The organism is uncultured Fibrella sp., from assembly GCF_964250085.1.
Lineage (GTDB): Bacteria > Bacteroidota > Bacteroidia > Cytophagales > Spirosomataceae > Fibrella.
The window spans coordinates 119,362-137,130 of sequence record NZ_CAXUEC010000010.1 but is presented as its reverse complement, the minus strand read 5'-3'; the positions used below and the strand labels follow the sequence as shown (position 1 = coordinate 137,130).

The 17,769-nt window shown below is 53.6% G+C and carries 16 protein-coding genes; 10 read left to right on the top strand and 6 right to left on the bottom strand.

Annotated elements, in window-relative coordinates; translation table 11 throughout:
- Positions 1–73 precede the first annotated feature (73 nt).
- Positions 74–664, bottom strand: coding sequence for a riboflavin synthase (locus ACFE8Q_RS25030; RefSeq protein ID WP_375448184.1), 591 nt, complete (start codon positions 662–664; stop codon positions 74–76).
- A 62-nt stretch (positions 665–726) separates the two neighbouring features.
- Positions 727–1,128, bottom strand: coding sequence for a heme-binding protein (locus ACFE8Q_RS25025; protein WP_375448183.1), 402 nt, complete (start codon positions 1,126–1,128; stop codon positions 727–729).
- Positions 1,129–1,223: 95 nt separating this feature from the next.
- On the opposite strand from ACFE8Q_RS25025, the gene ACFE8Q_RS25020 reads away from it, so the two are divergent.
- Complete coding sequence (locus ACFE8Q_RS25020) at positions 1,224–1,706, top strand: MarR family winged helix-turn-helix transcriptional regulator (RefSeq protein ID WP_375448182.1); 483 nt, start codon at positions 1,224–1,226, stop codon at positions 1,704–1,706.
- Positions 1,707–1,718: 12 nt separating this feature from the next.
- Here ACFE8Q_RS25020 and ACFE8Q_RS25015 read toward each other — a convergent pair whose 3' ends face one another.
- Entirely contained in the window at positions 1,719–2,828 is a 1,110-nt protein-coding gene (locus ACFE8Q_RS25015; RefSeq protein WP_375448181.1) for a DegT/DnrJ/EryC1/StrS family aminotransferase, read from the bottom strand.
- Between the two features lie 87 nt (positions 2,829–2,915).
- On the opposite strand from ACFE8Q_RS25015, the gene ACFE8Q_RS25010 reads away from it, so the two are divergent.
- The 5 genes from ACFE8Q_RS25010 to rny all read left to right on the top strand — a co-directional run bounded on the left by ACFE8Q_RS25010 (position 2,916) and on the right by rny (position 8,830).
- The gene (locus ACFE8Q_RS25010) at positions 2,916–3,671 is read left to right on the top strand and encodes a DUF1684 domain-containing protein (RefSeq protein ID WP_375448180.1); all 756 of its coding nucleotides are present in this window, start codon (positions 2,916–2,918) and stop codon (positions 3,669–3,671) included.
- A gap of 207 nt (positions 3,672–3,878) precedes the next feature.
- Positions 3,879–6,338, top strand: a complete 2,460-nt coding sequence (gene pheT / locus ACFE8Q_RS25005) for a phenylalanine--tRNA ligase subunit beta (RefSeq protein ID WP_375448179.1) — start codon at positions 3,879–3,881, stop codon at positions 6,336–6,338.
- Positions 6,339–6,478: 140 nt separating this feature from the next.
- Positions 6,479–6,757, top strand: coding sequence for a hypothetical protein (locus ACFE8Q_RS25000; protein ID WP_375448178.1), 279 nt, complete (start codon positions 6,479–6,481; stop codon positions 6,755–6,757).
- Between the two features lie 63 nt (positions 6,758–6,820).
- A complete protein-coding gene (locus ACFE8Q_RS24995; RefSeq protein ID WP_375448177.1) occupies positions 6,821–7,108 on the top strand; it encodes a cell division protein ZapA in 288 nt (95 codons plus the stop codon).
- An 87-nt stretch (positions 7,109–7,195) separates the two neighbouring features.
- Positions 7,196–8,830 (top strand): ribonuclease Y, encoded by a 1,635-nt coding sequence (gene rny / locus ACFE8Q_RS24990; protein WP_375448176.1) that lies wholly within the window; start codon positions 7,196–7,198, stop codon positions 8,828–8,830.
- A gap of 97 nt (positions 8,831–8,927) precedes the next feature.
- Here the strand turns inward: rny and ACFE8Q_RS24985 are convergent, their stop codons facing one another.
- A complete protein-coding gene (locus tag ACFE8Q_RS24985) occupies positions 8,928–9,794 on the bottom strand; it encodes a sugar phosphate isomerase/epimerase family protein (RefSeq protein ID WP_375448175.1) in 867 nt (288 codons plus the stop codon).
- A gap of 171 nt (positions 9,795–9,965) precedes the next feature.
- Positions 9,966–11,228, bottom strand: coding sequence for a glycosyltransferase family 87 protein (locus ACFE8Q_RS24980; protein WP_375448174.1), 1,263 nt, complete (start codon positions 11,226–11,228; stop codon positions 9,966–9,968).
- Between the two features lie 245 nt (positions 11,229–11,473).
- Here ACFE8Q_RS24980 and ACFE8Q_RS24975 point away from each other — a divergent pair, with 245 nt between their 5' ends.
- The gene (locus ACFE8Q_RS24975; protein ID WP_375448173.1) at positions 11,474–13,942 is read left to right on the top strand and encodes a zinc-dependent metalloprotease; all 2,469 of its coding nucleotides are present in this window, start codon (positions 11,474–11,476) and stop codon (positions 13,940–13,942) included.
- Positions 13,943–14,044: 102 nt separating this feature from the next.
- Here ACFE8Q_RS24975 and ACFE8Q_RS24970 read toward each other — a convergent pair whose 3' ends face one another.
- A complete protein-coding gene (locus tag ACFE8Q_RS24970; protein ID WP_375448172.1) occupies positions 14,045–15,547 on the bottom strand; it encodes a mandelate racemase/muconate lactonizing enzyme family protein in 1,503 nt (500 codons plus the stop codon).
- A 108-nt stretch (positions 15,548–15,655) separates the two neighbouring features.
- Between ACFE8Q_RS24970 and ACFE8Q_RS24965 the strand changes: the two genes are divergently transcribed.
- The 3 genes from ACFE8Q_RS24965 to ACFE8Q_RS24955 all read left to right on the top strand — a co-directional run bounded on the left by ACFE8Q_RS24965 (position 15,656) and on the right by ACFE8Q_RS24955 (position 17,764).
- Complete coding sequence (locus tag ACFE8Q_RS24965) at positions 15,656–16,576, top strand: RraA family protein (protein ID WP_375448171.1); 921 nt, start codon at positions 15,656–15,658, stop codon at positions 16,574–16,576.
- A gap of 57 nt (positions 16,577–16,633) precedes the next feature.
- Positions 16,634–17,077, top strand: coding sequence for a GNAT family N-acetyltransferase (locus tag ACFE8Q_RS24960; protein ID WP_375448170.1), 444 nt, complete (start codon positions 16,634–16,636; stop codon positions 17,075–17,077).
- 108 nt (positions 17,078–17,185) lie between these two features.
- The gene (locus ACFE8Q_RS24955) at positions 17,186–17,764 is read left to right on the top strand and encodes a TetR/AcrR family transcriptional regulator (RefSeq protein WP_375448169.1); all 579 of its coding nucleotides are present in this window, start codon (positions 17,186–17,188) and stop codon (positions 17,762–17,764) included.
- Positions 17,765–17,769 lie beyond the last annotated feature (5 nt).

Genomic DNA, 17,769 nt, shown 5'->3' with positions numbered 1-17,769 from the left:
TCTGAGGCGCTGCTAATTCAGCAAGTGGTTGACTGGCAGCGCAACAGAAGACAGAGGACGGAAGACAGACGACTCATTTGTACGCTGCCAGCATCTTTTTGATGTATTTGCCCACTACGTCGAACTCCAGATTAACGACGTCGCCGGGTTGCAAATTGCGGAAGGTCGTGTGTTCGTAGGTATATGGAATGATGGTGACGCGGAAACCGTCGTCGTGCGAATCAAAAACGGTGAGACTCACGCCGTTAATGCAAATCGACCCTTTTTCGACGGTGATGTTGCCAACGCCCGGATCGTACTGGAAATCATACAGCCAGCTTCCGTTGAGGTCCTGCACGCTGACACACGTACCTGTCTGATCGACGTGTCCCTGCACGATATGCCCATCAAAGCGGCCCGTGGCGGGCATGCACCGCTCGAGGTTTACGGAGTCGCCAACGGCGAGGTGGCCCAGGTTCGTTTTTTTCAGTGTTTCGTCCACCGCCGTCACGCTGTAGGTATCCCCCGATAGGCCAGTCACCGTCAGGCAAACGCCGTTATGGCTGACACTCTGATCAATTTTCAGTTCGTTGGTGAGCGATGAATCAATATGGAACGTCAGGTTGGTGCCTTCCGCGTCGATGGCCGCTACCCGGCCGGTGGTTTCTACAATGCCCGTAAACATGGGAGTGACTAAGTAAATGTGTGTACTAGTCGGGCAACAGAAGCCTCCGCCGAATGATTCGATTAGCCAGCCAGCAACTGCATCACTTTCTCGGCAAACGCCTGATCCTGCTCAAAGTTACCCCCACCAACACCAAAGCCGCCAATGCACGTTCCGTCAACAATAATAGGCATCCCACCAGCAACCGCCAGCACATCGGGTTGTGATGTAATAGCGAAAGCCAGTGCGGGCTGCTGTTGTAGAATGGAATAAAAAATGTGAGTTGGCAACCGGAAGTTACAGGCTGTTACTGCCTTGCGGCGCACCACGTCGTTGGCCATGTAGCTTACACCCGACATTCGGTGATGCATTACCAGATGGCCGCCAGTGTCGACCACACACACGGCAACAGGAAGGTTCTGTTTTACCGCTTCCCGAAGTGATTCGTCAACCAACTGACGCGCAATAGAGGCTAGTTCGATCATAATTTCTTTGTTTCAGGTACGTTCATATTTCAAGATGAAGCGACAATAGTAAGTATAGCTTACCAATTAATAACCTGAGCTTACTAAATTTGTTCATGATTCCTCACGATACCCTCATTCAGCATATTCAACAGAAGAATATAGCCAGTTATCTGCACCGGTTTTCCCGGCTACTGAGCAGCCTCAGCGAACACCGATGGGCGGCTGATGGCTACGCCGACGTGCGCAACGCTCACGTTCAGCTATTGCGAAATCTCGATCCGGGCGGAACGCGCAACACGGTACTGGCGCAGCGGGCACAGATCACCAAGCAGACCATGGGGCGGCTGGTCAGAGAATTGACTGAAGCTGGGTACGTGTCGATAACACCCGACCCGTCGGATAGTCGGGCGCAGCAGGTGCAGTTGACCGAGCGGGGCCAGCAGTTTCTGGTTTATTTGGTCAGTACACTCTCCGACCTCGAACAGGCATTCGTTAGCACCGTGGGAGACTACCGGTACGCTGATTTTATCACCACGCTACATGACTTATTACACTTCGTTGAGCAACGTCATCAGCAGCTCAGCCAACAGCAGTAAACGCCGATTTATTTACGCTGCAAACCCATTCACCACGGCAATAACCCGACTTACGTCATCATCCGTCATGGCCGGGTTTAGCGGCAGGCTAACGACCTGCTGATGTAGCAGATCGGCAATTGGGAAGGCATCGGCTGGCCACTGACCGGCATAGGCAACCTGCCGATGCGGCGGCACCGGATAATGCACATCCGTACCGATTCCCTGCGCACGGAGGTAGTCGCGAAAGGCATCACGCTGCGGGTGACGAATAACAAACAGATGCCAGACGTCCTGTTCAATCGCATCGGCGGGCGGCAGCATCAGGCCAGGTAGGGTCAGTTCAGCAACGTACCTGCGGGCTATCTGGCGGCGGCGGGCATTTTCGTGGTTCAGGAAAGGAAGTTTTTCGGAAAGAATAGCCGCCTGAAGCTCGTCGAGGCGGCTGTTATGGCCGGGTACGTCATTATGGTACTTCTGCGCCGATCCGTAATTCCGCCACATGCGCAGTTGAGCCGCCAGTTGGGCGTCGTTGGTGGTGATGGCACCGGCGTCGCCCAATGCACCAAGGTTTTTGGTCGGGTAAAAGCTGAAACCCGCCGCATGGCCCCATGCTCCCGCCTGCTTGCTCAGGTACGTTGCTCCGTGGGCCTGGGCAGCATCTTCCAGTACCCGCAGATCGTATTTCTCCGCAAAAGCCAGCAAGGGGGCCATATTGGTTACGCGACCGTACAGATGCACCGGCAGAATGGCCCGCGTATTGGGCGTCAGCACCGCGTTCAGTCGGGCCGGGTCAAGGGTGTAGGTACGTGGGTCGGGTTCAACCAGCACGGGTATGAGCCCCGCCTGCGTAATGGCCAGCACCGAGGCGATATAGGCGTTCGACGGCACGATGACTTCGCTCCCCGCCGGAAACGCCCAGGCTTTCAACACCAGCGTCAACGCTTCCAGACCGTTGGCTACGCCAATGCAATGCGACACGCCAACGTACCTGGCAAACGCTTCTTCAAAGGCCGCCACTTCCGGGCCCAGTACGTACCAGCCCGACGCCACCACCCGCTCAACCGCCGCCCGGATACGCACCTGATGCGGCGCGTTGATTCGGCCAAGGTCAAGAAAAGGAATAGCAGGGTTTGATAGCACGCCGATTGAACGGATAAAATGGATTTACGCAGATTATGTTGTGTAGGTCGATCAAAAGCGGAACAACGACAACCGATTCATACGTCTATGGACCAAAAATCTGCATTTAATCCGTACTTCCGTGCAAATCCATTTAATCCGTCTAATCCGCCTACCATCAATCCTGCCCGGACCGTAGCTTTGCCAACACATCCTAATCGCATGACCTCTATGCTGAAAAAGCCGATTTTCTGGTTGATCGTTCTTCCTGTCGTGGCCGGTCTGATCTGGCTATACACGCTTCCCGATCAGGCCAGCACTGTTCAGGTTGACCCGGTTGCTTACCGCGCTGAGCTAACTGCCGAGCGCGCCAAGAAGGACAACTACATGCGAACGAACGCCGAATCGCCTATTCCCGACAAAGCCACCTTCAAAGGGCTGTCTTATTTCGACGCTGACCCAGCCTTTCGCGTACTGGCCATGCTCGAACCATTTCCGGAAGGCAAAGCCGAAAAACTGGTGATCAAACTCACCGACGGTTCCGACGAAATTTACGAGAAATACGCTCACGCCACCTTCACACTGGATGGCAAAGAATGTCGCCTGCTCGTGCTGAAATTCCAGAATTCGTTGAGCGTATTATTTCAGGACGCTACTTCCGGCCGGGAAACGTATGGCGGTGGCCGCTACATCGACATCGAGCCAAACACCGTCGCCAACAACCAGGTCGTGATCGATTTCAACGCGGCCTACAACCCCTACTGCGCCTACAACCCCACCTACGCCTGCCCGCTCCCCCCGCCCGAAAACAAGCTGCCCGCAGCGGTAAAGGCGGGCGAACGGTATGTGCATGAGGGAGAATGAAGTTCAAGGTCCAGGGTCTGAAGTCTACTGTTGAAAGTTGCTGACGCGCAATTAACTCGCGTCAGCAACTTTCAACAGTAGACTTCAGACCTTAGACCTTGACTATTGGACTTTACACTTCACTTCACCAAAACCGTGTAAGGTTGCTTATTTTTGTACCTAATTCGTTTTGCCCGACTCCTGCCAGTCGGGTTTTTTGCTAGACACATGAACATTTCATATAGTTGGCTTACCCAGTTTATCGACGTCGACAAAACGCCGGAAGAACTGGATCATATCCTCACCAGTACCGGCCTTGAAGTAGATGGCATCGAGCGGGTTGACCTTATTCCGGGTGGTCTGGCGGGCGTAGTCATCGGCACCGTGCTGACCTGCGAACGCCACCCCGACGCTGATAAACTAAGCATCACCACCGTGGATGTAGGCGGCGAACAACCACTGAACATCGTTTGTGGCGCACCCAACGTAGCGGCGGGTCAGCGCGTGGTGGTGGCTATGGTTGGGGCTACGCTCTATCCGAAGAACGGAGCAGGAACGCCTGCCGAACCGTTTGTTATCAAGAAGGCAAAAATTCGGGGGGCAACATCCGAAGGTATGATCTGCGCCGAAGACGAAATCGGCCTTGGCGAGTCACACGCGGGCATTATGGTGCTTACTACCGACGTACCCAATGGAACGCCCGCCGCCAAATTCTTCGACCTTGAAGCCGATTCACGCATCGAAATCGGCCTGACGCCCAACCGCGCCGACGCGGCCTCGCACCTCGGTGTAGCCCGTGATCTGCGCGCTGTACTCGGTACACCCATAAAATGGCCGTCGGTTGATGCGTTTGCCATAGCGTCTACCGATTTTACACTTCAGGTACGTGTCGAAGACGTTGACGCCTGTCCGCGGTATACCGGTCTGACGATGAGCGGCCTCACCGTCGGCGAATCGCCGAAGTGGCTGAAACAACGGTTGCTAAGCATCGGTCTGACGCCGATCAACAACATCGTCGATATCACCAATTTTGTGTGTCACGGACTGGGGCAACCCATGCACGCCTTTGATGCCGACGCCATCACAACGGGCGAAGTGGTGGTGAAAACGCTGCCTGCGGGTACGTTGTTCACGACTCTCGACGGCGTGGAACGAAAACTGTCGGCCACCGATCTGATGATCTGCAATGGTGAGTCGGACGGTATGTGTATCGGCGGCGTATTTGGCGGAAAAACATCAGGCGTATCAGAGAAAACGACGCGTATTTTCCTGGAATGTGCTTACTTCTCCCCGGCTTCGATTCGGAAAACGGCCCAGCACCACGGGCTGAAAACCGACGCCTCGTTTCGCTACGAGCGTGGCACCGACCCCAACATGCCGACTTTCGCGTTGAAATACGCAGCCCTGCTGATCCAGGAAGTGGCGGGCGGTCGCGTAACGTCTGATCTTGTCGATCTGTACCCGCAACCCATCGCCGATTTTCGGATACCCATTGCCTACCGCAACATCGACCGGCTGATTGGCATCCAGATCGACCGCGAGCGTATTCTCCAGATCCTCCATTCGCTGGACATCCAAACCGACGAACTGACCGATTCAGGTTTTGTGGCGGTGGTTCCCCCCTACCGCGTCGACGTGACGCGCGAAGCCGACGTGGTCGAGGAAATTCTGCGGATTTATGGGCTGGATAACGTACCCCTGTCGCCGAGTCTGTCGGCCAATACGTTGTCGGAGTTTCCAACTACGGATGTCAATCAGTTGCAGGACCGCATTGGGCAGGTGCTGGCGGCCAACGGCTTTATTGAGGCTATGTCGCTCTCGATGACCCGGCCCGCCTACCACGAAGCCATTCGCGCCAGCCTGCCCCTGGATGATGTGCGCCTGCTAAACCCATTGAGCGACGAACTTTCGGTGATGCGTCAGTCGATGCTGTTCTCGGTTCTTGAAGCACTGGTGTATAACCTGAATCGTCGGCAACGCGACCTGAAATTGTTTGAGTTTGGCAAGGTGTACGGCAGCAGTCAGGCCGGGAACGAGTCGGGTGAATTTTCGAAGAAGTATCACGAATCACCGCGATTGGCGCTGGCGATGGTGGGCGATCAAACGGCGGAAAGCTGGCAGCAGAAAGGCCAGTCAGTCGCTTTTCACGATCTGAAAGCGGCCGTTCATACGGTACTGGCGTCGCTGCGCATTCAGCCAACCGACCAGCAGCCCGCCGATGTTACTCTATTTCAATACGGACTCACCTATACGGTAAATAAAAAACCAATTGTTACATTCGGGTTAGTACAATCGAAAGTGGCTAAATTAGCGGACGCAAAACAACCCGTTTATTACGCCGATTTCGATTGGGCTTTGTTGACCAAACGATATAGCGGCAAAACCAGTTACGTTGACGTTCCGCGATTCCCGGAAGTGCGCCGCGACCTGTCGCTGGTGCTCGACAAATCGGTATCGTTCGAACAGATTCAAAAACTGGCGACACAAACGGAACGGAAATTGTTGCGTAGTATCAACGTGTTCGACGTGTATGAGGGCGACAACCTGGGCAACGGGAAAAAGGCGTATGCCGTTAGTTTTACGCTTCAGGATGCCACCCAGACCCTCACAGACGCTGTGATCGACAAAACGATGCAACGGCTTATGAGTCAGTTTGAGAAAGAATTAGGTGCAGTTATTAGAAAATAAGTCTTTGTTGCTGCGTCTTCTGTTGCGCTGTTTAGGAGCGGAGCAACAGAAGACGCAGGAATAAAGGCTCTCTTAAAAGGATGGTTTCTGAATCGAGACTTTTTGTATTGCTGGAAGATTTTGAACACAAAGTCTTCGATTTGACTGAGCGTCTTGCTCAGCAGAAGCAACGCATTGAGCAGTTGGAACGAGACAACGCCGACCATCTGGAAACGATTCGGAAGCAACAAAACCAGTCTAAACAACAGTTGAAAAAAGAGGTGGAGAGTCCACCGGCGTTTACAAAGTCGAAAGATTTAAGTAAACTTGTAAGCAGCAACCTGCCCGACGCGGTTGCCCGTGAAGAAGTAAAGCAGAAACTCGATGAGTATATCCGGGATATTGACCGGTGCATTGCCCATCTGAGTACCTTGTCATAATACACCAATAGCGTACCCCGACCCGAGCAGTTTGGGCCGGTAAGCCAGTGCCACCTTTACACAATGGAAGAACGGCTAGCGATACATATCAAAATTGCAGATCGCGACTATCGCTTTAAATCGTTGCCGGAGGAAGAAATATTCCTGCGCGACGCTGGTAAGCTGATTCGCGACCGCATGGAGGTACACCGAAGCCGGGGCGTGCGCGACACGCAGGACATTCTGGCCTTAGTGGCCCTCGATTGTTTGGTATCGAGCCTGAAAACAGATGATCAGGCTCGACAGATGCAGAATCGCATCTATGACAGGATTGCCCAATTGAACCAGACCATTACGCCAAGCCTCGTTTAGGCGGCCGACGGGTCTTCTTCTCCCCACGGGAACCGGTGTTGCAGCGGGTGCATAATGAACTATGTTCAACCCAAACGATACCTATTAATGACAACGACTAGTATAATACTGATCATCCTGTGTAGCGTAATTGCCGCAGGAATCGGTGTTTTTATGGGGCGTAAATCGCTCCAGGGCGCTATCGCCGATAAGCAGCAGGAAGCCGAAGCCAAAGCCGCCGACATCCTGAAAACAGCCGAACTCCAGGCCGAGACGATCAAAAAAGACCGCATGCTGGAGGCTAAAGAAAAGTTTCTGCGCCTGAAATCAGAGTTTGAAGACCAAACCAACGAGAAACGGGGTCTGCTGCAACAGAACGAAGCCAAGCTGAAACAACGCGAACAACAACTCGCCCAGCAGGCCGACCAGCAACGTACCCGCGAAGGCGAACTGAACCAGCTAAAGAATGAGATCAATGTACTGAAAAGCGAGGTTGCTCAGCAGCGAAGTGCGTTGACTCAGCAGGTTGATGCACTGAATCGGCGCAATGAAGACGTTGACCGCCGCCAGGCCGAAGCCGATAAAATGCTGGCCGAGCAGGTATCGCAACTTGAAAAAATTGCCGGCCTCACTGCCGAGCAGGCCCTCGAACGAATGGTCGACAACCTGAAAGCCGAAGCCGATACCCGCGCCTCTGCCTATGTGAAGAACATGCTGGAAGAGGCCAAGCTGACCGCTACGAAGGAAGCCAAAAAAGTGGTGATCGACACCATTCAGCGGACGGCCACCGAGCACGCGATCGAAAACTGCGTGTCGGTCTTCAACATCGAATCAGACGACATCAAGGGTAAAATTATCGGTCGCGAGGGGCGCAACATCCGGGCGTTGGAGGCCGCTACCGGCGTGGAAATTATCGTGGACGATACCCCGGAAGCCATCATCATTTCCGGTTTCGATCCCGTTCGGCGCGAAGTAGCCCGACTGTCGTTGCACCGGCTGGTGCAGGATGGCCGTATTCACCCGGCCCGGATTGAAGAAATTGTGGCCAAAACGCGCAAGAACATCGAAGATGAGATCGTCGAAATCGGTGAGCGTACCGTCATCGACCTTGGCATTCACGGTCTGCACCCTGAACTGATCAAAATGATTGGCCGGATGCGTTTCCGGTCGAGCTACGGGCAGAACCTGCTGCAACACTCGCGGGAAGTAGCTAAACTCTGCGCCACGATGGCCGCCGAACTGGGGCTGAATGCCAAATTGGCCAAACGCGCCGGTCTGTTGCACGACATTGGCAAGGTATGGCCCGAAGAAGCCGAACTGCCCCACGCCCTGCTGGGCATGGAATTGGCCAAGAAGTACAAGGAGAACCCCGAGGTGATCAACGCCATTGGTGCTCACCACGACGAAATTGAAATGACCAGTATGATTTCACCAATCGTGCAGGTGTGCGACGCCGTTTCCGGCTCGCGTCCCGGTGCCCGCCGCGAGATGATGGAGTCGTATATCAAACGCCTGAAAGAACTCGAAGAATTAGCTACCAATTTCCAGGGTGTGGTCAAATGCTACGCCATTCAGGCCGGTCGTGAACTGCGCGTGATGGTGGATGCTGATCACGTCACCGACGAGCGCGCAGGTACGTTGTCGTTCGAGATTTCGCAGAAGATCGAGAAAGAAATGCAATACCCTGGTCAGATCAAAGTGACCGTAATCCGCGAAATGCGCTCGGTAGCCTACGCCAAGTAAGGTGCGTAACGCGGACTGGGCGTCCCCGACTGAAGTCCGCGTTACATAAAAAAGCCGGGTTAGTGCCCGGCTTTTTTTATTCTATCGTTTTAAGAATTTATACGCTCAGCTTCTGCATGTTCTTGAAGCTGACGGCGATGGCATCGAGTGGTGGCTGTTTGCACACGTCCTGCTCGACGAAGTAGTGTTGAATACCGCCAATTTTAGCGGCGTCCAGAATTTTCTGAAAATCGACCGAGCCAGTTCCTACTTCGGCGAATTCACGCTTTTCGGTTTTGGCAATATCTTTCATGTGTACCAGCGGGAAACGACCCGGATTTTGTTTGAACAACTCGACAGGGTCTTTACCGGCGATAATTGTCCAGTACAAATCCAGTTCCATCTTCACCAGTTTGGGATCGGTCCCTTTCAGGATGATGTCGTAGCCAAGCTGCCCATCTACCGGCTGGAATTCGAAGTCGTGGTTGTGGTATACGAACTGAATGCCGGCTTTCTTACACGTCTCGGCCGACTTGTTGAACAGGTCGGCAAACCCTTTGTAGTCGTCGGCTTTTGTGCGTTCGTTCGGCATCAGGTACGCACAGGCCATGTATTTTTGGCCAATGGTAGCGGCATCATCCACGATTTTGTCCCAGCCATTTTTTAGCTGGTTTGGCATGTAGTGACCACTTGGCGAGGTAAGTCCCAGGCTTTTTAGTTGTTCTTTAAAGGCCTGTGGCGTTTTACCAAAGAATTTACCGTCGGTATAGCCGAATGTTTCTACTTCTTTATACCCAATTTCGGCTACCCGCTTCAGCACCGCGTCGGGGTCTTTACTCAACTCAGCCCGTAGGGTGTAGAGTTGCAAACCGATATTCTTGATAGGCTTGGCCTGCGCCTCGAAACGGCTCAGCAGTGGAAGCGTTAACGCAAGTGCACTCGTTTTCAGGAAGTCAGCGCGTGAAATAGTAGGCGATTGTGCCATTGTCAGAGGTTAGTTAATTGAGTGAGACAAGCAAGTAAAGGCCAGTCGGTTTGTTTGACCGCAAAAAAACGCAAAGGTTTAGACAAGCCTCTTCAGCCCTCGTTCAACAGAAGAAAATCAACCGGACAACCTACTACTCCCCCCGCTTAAAAGCGTATTAACAGGAAGACTTCACGTTTGACTGGCATACCGGCTTTCGAGTTGTGCGGTCATCGCCCGCATCTGTTTCAGGCTACGTTCGCTCAGCCACACAGCTACGACATAGAGGAACAGGACGTTGTAGGTAATCAGTGTAAAGGCCTGTGTGTAATCGGAGAGGCGATTGCCGAGCAAATCGCTGGTCATCAGGCCAATGGCAATGGCAATGATCGTCATCCAGCGGCGGAGAGTTACTGCTTTTTTCACGGTCAGCAGGTGATACAGACCCGCAACGATCAGCAGCAACGTCACATGGTGACCTTCCCAGGCAACGCCCGAAACGAGCAGCATCGTCAGAAAAGTCAGCAGAATAGCGTGTAGTGGAAGTTGGCGCTGTTTTCGCGTGAGCCAGACGTACCTGTAGGTAATTCCCATAATAACTATCCGAATAACCAGACTTATCTTACCCACTAGTGCTGGCGGCCAGCTTACTATATTATACTGAATGCCGTTTATACCTTCATGGGCCGTCAGTAGTTTAGACAGCAGCGGTGAGATACCAAACGCAATCCAGTCGGTGAATACCTTGCCTGTCAGAAAAGGTTTGAACGTGATGTTCCAGTAATCGAAGTAATCCTGAATACCCTGATTGACGCCCCGAAAGCCCATCACGATTAGGGCAAACAGGATTGTGAAACCAACTGCCGGAATCACCGTTTGCTTTGGCCGCCGGAAAGCCAGCGTAACCACCAGTAGCAAGGCCATTACTTTGATCCACATCGCCAGCGACAGCAAGGCCAGCGCCGTTAACCGGTGGCCTTTCAGGTACGTATACAGGCCACCAAAACACAACAGGGCAATTATCTCGTTGACGTTCACCCACAAGATATTGTGCCAGAAATAGCGAATACTCGCCACAAAACCCACGAGCATGGCCAGCCGTAGATCAGCCTTCGGGAAGTAAAATCGGAGCAATTTGTAGGTCAGTCCGATCAGGACTAGCCAGGCGGCGAAGTTGAACAGCGTGAACACGACCACCGCTACCGGAAACGGCATCAGGGCCAGAATCTGGCAGAAAAGAACGGCTACGGGTGGGTACAGAAACTCCTGTGATCCGGGAACGGGTTCGTATAAGGGTTTATCGGCTAGAAACTTACCACCGACAGCCCAATAGATATAAGGGTCGCCGTTGACACCCTGATACGAATATTGCCGAATGGATATGGCAATGGCAAGTACTAAAACAGCAGCCAGGAGATACCACCGCCGACGGGCAAAGGAAAGAAATTCACTCATTTAATCTATAGACCTAGTTACTAATTTATCACAACGTCGACGGAGATCGTCAATGGCCCGCAACTGGGTAGAACGCGGTCACTCTATCGAACGCAGCAGCAGAGTAACCTGCACTATGTAACTTTCGGAACGGCCCTTTTTCGGCTATTTAGTTATCCAGTGTACACAATTACCCCTGATTCAGGCTCCTTTTTGCTATTGCAGCGCGTAGAGGCTATTTTTCCAGAACACTCACTATACAACCTATGCGCCTACTGTTTACACTGTTACTGACGTTGGCCATCAAGCCCCTGGTGGCCCAGACTATCGCCACATTTACTACCGGCATGGAAAAACATCCGGGATTTTTGACCTATTACTGGGATGCCAAAAAAGGCAAAATGTGGCTCGAAATAGACAAGTTCGGGCAGGAGTTCCTGTACTACCCTACCCTCGCGCAGGGCGTTGGCTCCAACGACATTGGGCTCGACCGGGGGCGGCTCGGGGCCGAACACGTCGTTCGATTCGAGCGAAGTGGCAATAAGATTCTGCTCATCGAGCCCAACTACGGCTACCGCGCACTCAGCACTGATTCGCTGGAACGGCGGGCCGTAGCCGAGTCATTTGCCCAGTCGGTTCATGCCGGGTTTGAGATTGCCGCCGAGGAAAACGGCCATGCCCTCGTCGATCTGACGCCATTCCTGCTTCAGGATGCAGTGGGTGCTGCTCAGGCCATTGCCCAGACAAGGCAGGGTACATTCCGGGTTGACGCAAGCCGGTGCGCCATGTACCTGCCACGGACCAAAGCCTTCCCGCAGAACACCGAATTTGAAGTTACGATTACACTTACCGGTGATCAGCCGGGCGCGTACCTGCGGCAGGTAGTGCCCACGGCATCGGCTGTCACCATGCGTCAGCACCATTCGTTTGTCGAACTCCCTCCGCTCGACGGCTCTTACAAACCGCGCCTGTTCGACCCCCGTTCGGGCATGAATAGCATTGACTTTTACGATTACGCCTCGCCCGTGAGTCAGCCTATTACGAAGCGGTATACGGTTCGGCACCGGTTGGCCAAGAAAGACCCGACGGCCGCTATCAGCGATCCGGTGAAACCTATTATCTACTACATGGACCCTGGCGCACCCGAACCTATTCGGTCAGCCCTGATGGATGGTATAAAGTGGTGGAATCAGGCGTTTGAGGCGGCGGGTTACCGCGATGCATTCCAGGTTAAACTGCTTCCCGCCGACGCCGACCCGATGGATATTCGGTATAATCTGGTGCAGTGGGTACACCGCTCAACCCGTGGCTGGAGCTACGGAGCCAGCATTATTGACCCTCGAACGGGCGAGATTCTGAAAGGAAAAGTGACCCTGGGGTCGCTCCGGGTACGTCAGGATTACCTCATCGCGCAGGGACTGACGGCACGTTACGAAAACAACCGCACCGACACTGCCGCCCTGATGCCAATGGCCCTGGCCCGCCTCCGGCAACTGGCCGCCCACGAAGTAGGGCACACGCTGGGGCTGCCGCACAACTACGTTGCCAGTACTATCAGCCGCTCGTCGGTGATGGATTACCCACACCCGCAGGTCGACATCGGCCCAAATAACACACTGAAACTGGATAGTGTCTACGCCGTTGGCATTGGCGAGTGGGATAAGGTGGCGATTACCTATGGCTACCAGGATTTCCCGAAAGGCACCGATGAAGCAGCGGGTTTGAAAGCCATTATCGACAATTATCTGAAGCGCGGCCTGAAATTCCTGAGCGATCAGGATGCGCGGCCGGAAGGCAGTGCTCACCCACAAACCCACCTCTGGGATAGTAATGCGGACGCGACCACCGAACTTCTCCGTACGATGGCAATTCGCAAGATTGCGCTCAGCCAGTTCAGCGAGTCGAAGATCCCGGTGGGTATGCCGATGGCGAATCTGGAAGAAGTACTGGTGCCGATGTATATGTTTCACCGCTACCAGGTCGAGGCGGCGAGCAAGGTACTGGGTGGCGTTACCTATAGCTATGCCCTTCGTGGCGACGGGCAGGTGGTGACCCAAACCGTGGCCGCTGACCAGCAACGCCGGGCGATGACGGCCCTGCTGGGTACGTTAGACCCCGCCGCCCTGGCCGTACCAACGGGTATTTTGAACCTGATTCCGCCCCGCGCCTTTGGCATCGACGCCAACCCGCGCGAGGTATTCAAACGGCATACCGGCCTGACGTTCGACCCGATGGGCCCGCCCGAAGCCGCCGCCAACCTTACCTTACGTTTGTTGCTGAACCCCGAACGCTGCGCCCGCCTGCTAAACCAGAAGGCTCTGAACCCCGCTATGCCCGGCCTTTCCGACCTGCTGACGGGGCTAATCAACACCACGTTTGAACCCATGAGCCGCACGCATGGCGATGCACCAACGTACCCGGAAGCCATTCGCCAGCTCACGAGTCGTCGCCTGCTGGAAAGTCTGATCGGTCTGGCCTCCGACCGCGACGCCGATGGCCGGGTACGGGCCACCGCCCACGATGCCATTCAGCGAATCCGGCAGCAGTACCTGATCAATAAATCGACGGGCAGTTTGCTGAATTACACGATCACCGAATCGTATCCGAACCAGTTGCTCTGGCTGATTCAGCAGTACGAAAATAACCCGCAACAGCCAATGGCCAGCAACGCCCTCGCCGCCCCCGACGGTGCCCCCATCGACCCCGGCTACGACTGGCTGGACTGCGACAAATAAGTGTAACACGGATTTCAATCCGTTTTTCGGTGTAGCTAAAACCTGGTAAAGCCAGCCCGATTTTTTAGTTATACCGAAAAACGGATTGAAATCCGTGTTACGTTAGCTCCACTCCCGATCCCAGGAATCTTTCGTGTTCCAGACCTCGGTGGGCGCAAACCAGGGTGTGCCTTTTTTCAGGAACTTCCTGGCGGCTTCTTCGTTGAGCTCAACGCCCAGTCCGGGTTTGTCGGGCACCTTCACAAAGCCGTTATCGACAATCGGTTTCAGGCCGGTTACGATATCCTCCCAGCCTTCTACATCAACGCCGTGGTGTTCAAGGGCCACAAAGTTTTCGGTCGCTGCCGCACAATGCACATTGGCCATCATGGAAATCGGCGAGCCAGCGAAGTGCATCGCCATCGGAATGCCAGCCTCTTCAGCATAATCACCAATCTTCTTGGTTTCCAGAATGCCACCCGACGAGGCCAGGTCCGGGTGGATCATATCGACGGCGCGCTTGTCGATGAGTTTGATGAACTCTTCTTTCAGGAAAATATCTTCGCCCGTCAGCGTGGGCGTTTCAATCGCGTCGGAAATCTGTTTCCACTGGTCGGCGTAGAACCAGGGCACCAGGTCTTCGAGCCAGGCGAGCCGGAACGGTTCCATCGCCTTGCCAATCTGAATGGCCGTGTTCACATCGAAATGACCAAAATGGTCGGCGGCAAGCGGCGTATCATAACCTACGATCTCACGTACTTTCGCTACGTGCTCTACCAGTTTATCAAGTCCTTTTTTGGTTACCTGAATACGTGTGAAGGGGTGCTTGGTCATACCGTAGTTACCTACTTTATTTTCCTTTCCACCATACTGATTCGTGATGTCCCAGACGTTGGCCCCAACGAGCATGTCTTTCTGGCCGGCCAGCATACCTATGCCAAAATCCATTTTCAGGAACGTGTAGCCCTGGCCCTTCCGCTTTTTCATATTCTCGGCAAAATCGTCATATGTCTTGCCTTCGGGTGTATCGGCATACAGGCGAACCGTATCGCGGTATTTGCCGCCAAGCATCTGATAGACAGGTACGTTATAGGCTTTTCCGGCCAAATCCCAAAGGGCCATTTCTACCCCGCAGACGCCACCCGCCGCCCGGCCGTGACCGCCAAATGGCTTCAGTATCTTAAACAACTGCTCGACGTTACAGGGGTTTTTGCCCAGCAGCCGCGACTTCAGCATAAGTGCGTAGTTGGGGCTGGCCCCATCGCGCACTTCACCCCAGCCCACTAAACCCTGGTTGGTTTCGATTTTGATAATCGGGCTGCCAAATGGCACACCTGCCAGGTTGGCAATGCGCAGATCGGTAATTTTCAGATCCGATGGTTTCGAATCGCGATTGACACGCTGGGTCGTGAATTCCAGTTCCTGGTCTACACCATATGGTCCTTTTACATTGTCGAACGCTAAGCCAACTGAAAGACCACCAAGAACAGATTTTTGCATGAACTCGCGCCGCGACGCGGCCTTAGGGACAATCAGCGGCGGCGAGCTAGTGAGGGCGGCACGGTCGGCCTGCGGAGACCCGATCGGGGCGGATTGACGCAGGAAATCGAGTAGGGCTTTTTTCATATAAGTGGTTAATAAGCAGGATTTATTAGGACTAAAACGGTCTGTGTTAAGTAATTTACTTACCGCCTACCCTTCTATCAGTAAATTCCTTATAGCCAATCTACCTCTATGAACAAACTTGTTTTACCCCTCCTTTTTGCCGTTTTCAGCCTGCCGGCACTGGCTCAGATTCAACTGTCGAAAGAGCAATTACAATTTTACACCGCCGATTGGAAAGGTGAACGCAGCGCCGATGGTCGACCGAAAGTAGCCGACGCCCTGCTGGCCCGCCTCAAAAACGTGTCGCTGGAAGAAGCCTGGGGCGTACTGCGCAACGAAGGCTATCATAACCAGTTTGAAGGCAACTGGCAGATCATCCGGCCCGAAGCCGCGATGGTGGGGCGTGTGCTGACGGCGCAATACATGCCCGCCCGGCCCGACATGGAGAAACCAATCAAGGAACTAGGCAAAACGCAGGGACGGTCGGGCAATACCAACTCATGGCCCATCGACATGCTTCAGAACGGCGATGTGTATGTAGCCGATGGCATGGGAAAAATCGTGAATGGCACCCTGATCGGCGACAACCTCGGTAATTCGATCTATGCCAAATCGAAAACCGGCGTCATCTTCGACGGCAGCGTGCGCGACCTGGAAGGGCTGGAAGAAATTCAGGGGTTCAATGGCTGGGTACGTGGTTTCGACCCCAGCTACATTATGGACATGACCATGACCTGCGTGAACTGCCCTATTCGGATTGGGCGGGCGGTGGTGGTACCGGGCGACGTGGTGCTGGCTAAAAAAGAAGGCATTGTATTTATTCCGGCTCACCTCGCCGAAAAAGTAATTCTGAGTGCCGAATTCATCTCCCTGAAAGACAAATTTGGCCACCAGATGCTGCGTGAAGGTAAATTTACACCCGGCCAGATCGATCAGGCCTGGACCGCCGACATTACCCAGGCGTTTAAAAAGTGGATCGATGCCAACCCCGACAAAGTACCCATGCCCCGCGCCGACCTGGACAAATACATGAAAGACAAAAATCTGTGAGCCCGAAGCCAAACCTATAAGGTCTTCAGGGACCTTATAGGCTTACATTCTCTGCTGATGATCTCCCTTCGCCCGGCCCGCTCTACCGATCTTCCGTTCCTCTATGATTGCCTCTGCGATCTGGAGGAAATGACCCTTAATCGGGCCGCGTTCGAGCGTATCTTTCTGGAAAACGTAGCTGATCCACGCGTTCGGTACCTACTCGCCGAGGCCGACAACGTACCTGTAGGGTTTCTAAACTGCCACGTGCAGGGACTACTCCATCATGCAGGGCTGGTTGGTGAAATTCAGGAAATGTACGTCCTACCCAACTGGCGCAGCAAAGGCGTAGGCCAGCAACTGGTGGAACATCTGGTGACAATGGCCCAGCAGGAAGGGTGGATCAATCTGGAAGTAACCTCCAATCGTCGCCGTACCCGCACCCACGAATTTTATGAACGAATGGGGTTCGCTACTACCCATGTAAAACTGGTGATGCCGATGCCGGCCCCAACCCTGTAAGGTCCCCGAAGATTTTACAGGTTTATGCATATAGTGAATAAAAATTCATTTATTCCGTAATACTGAATCTTTATTCAACTATCTTTGTCTCATCAATGTGGAAGAACAATGCGCCCAAGAGACGAAGCAAAAGAAACCCTTATTCTTAATACCGCCCTGCGGCTAATTACCCAAACCGGATTGGCGGGTCTTAAAATGGCCGATCTTGCCCGGGAAGCGGGTGTCGCTACCGGTACGGTCTATATCTATTTTGCCGATAAGCCCGCCCTGATTGCCCGCCTGTATACGTACCTGCTTCGTCATTCACTAAGCGACCTTACCGCTGGCATACTGGCAACAGATCCGGTGCGGGTACAGATTCAGAAAATGGCGCGTAACTACTTGACTGAAAACACGGAACATCCTGAATATAACGCATTTTTTGAGCAGTATTTCCGGTCGCCATTCTACGAAGAGACCGAGATATCGCAGGCCGAAGAACAGTCAGCCCTGCAACCTATCTACGATATAGTGCGACGCGGACAAGCTGAGACAATTATCAAGGAGGTAAATCCTGACTTGCTGGTTACGCTCGTTTGCGGTATGCTGAACGAATTAGCGAAACAAGTACTGTACACCAAACAACCCATTTCCGAAGCAGACTGGACTACCGCATTCTCCGTACTCTGGGACGGTATCAAACGGTAACTATT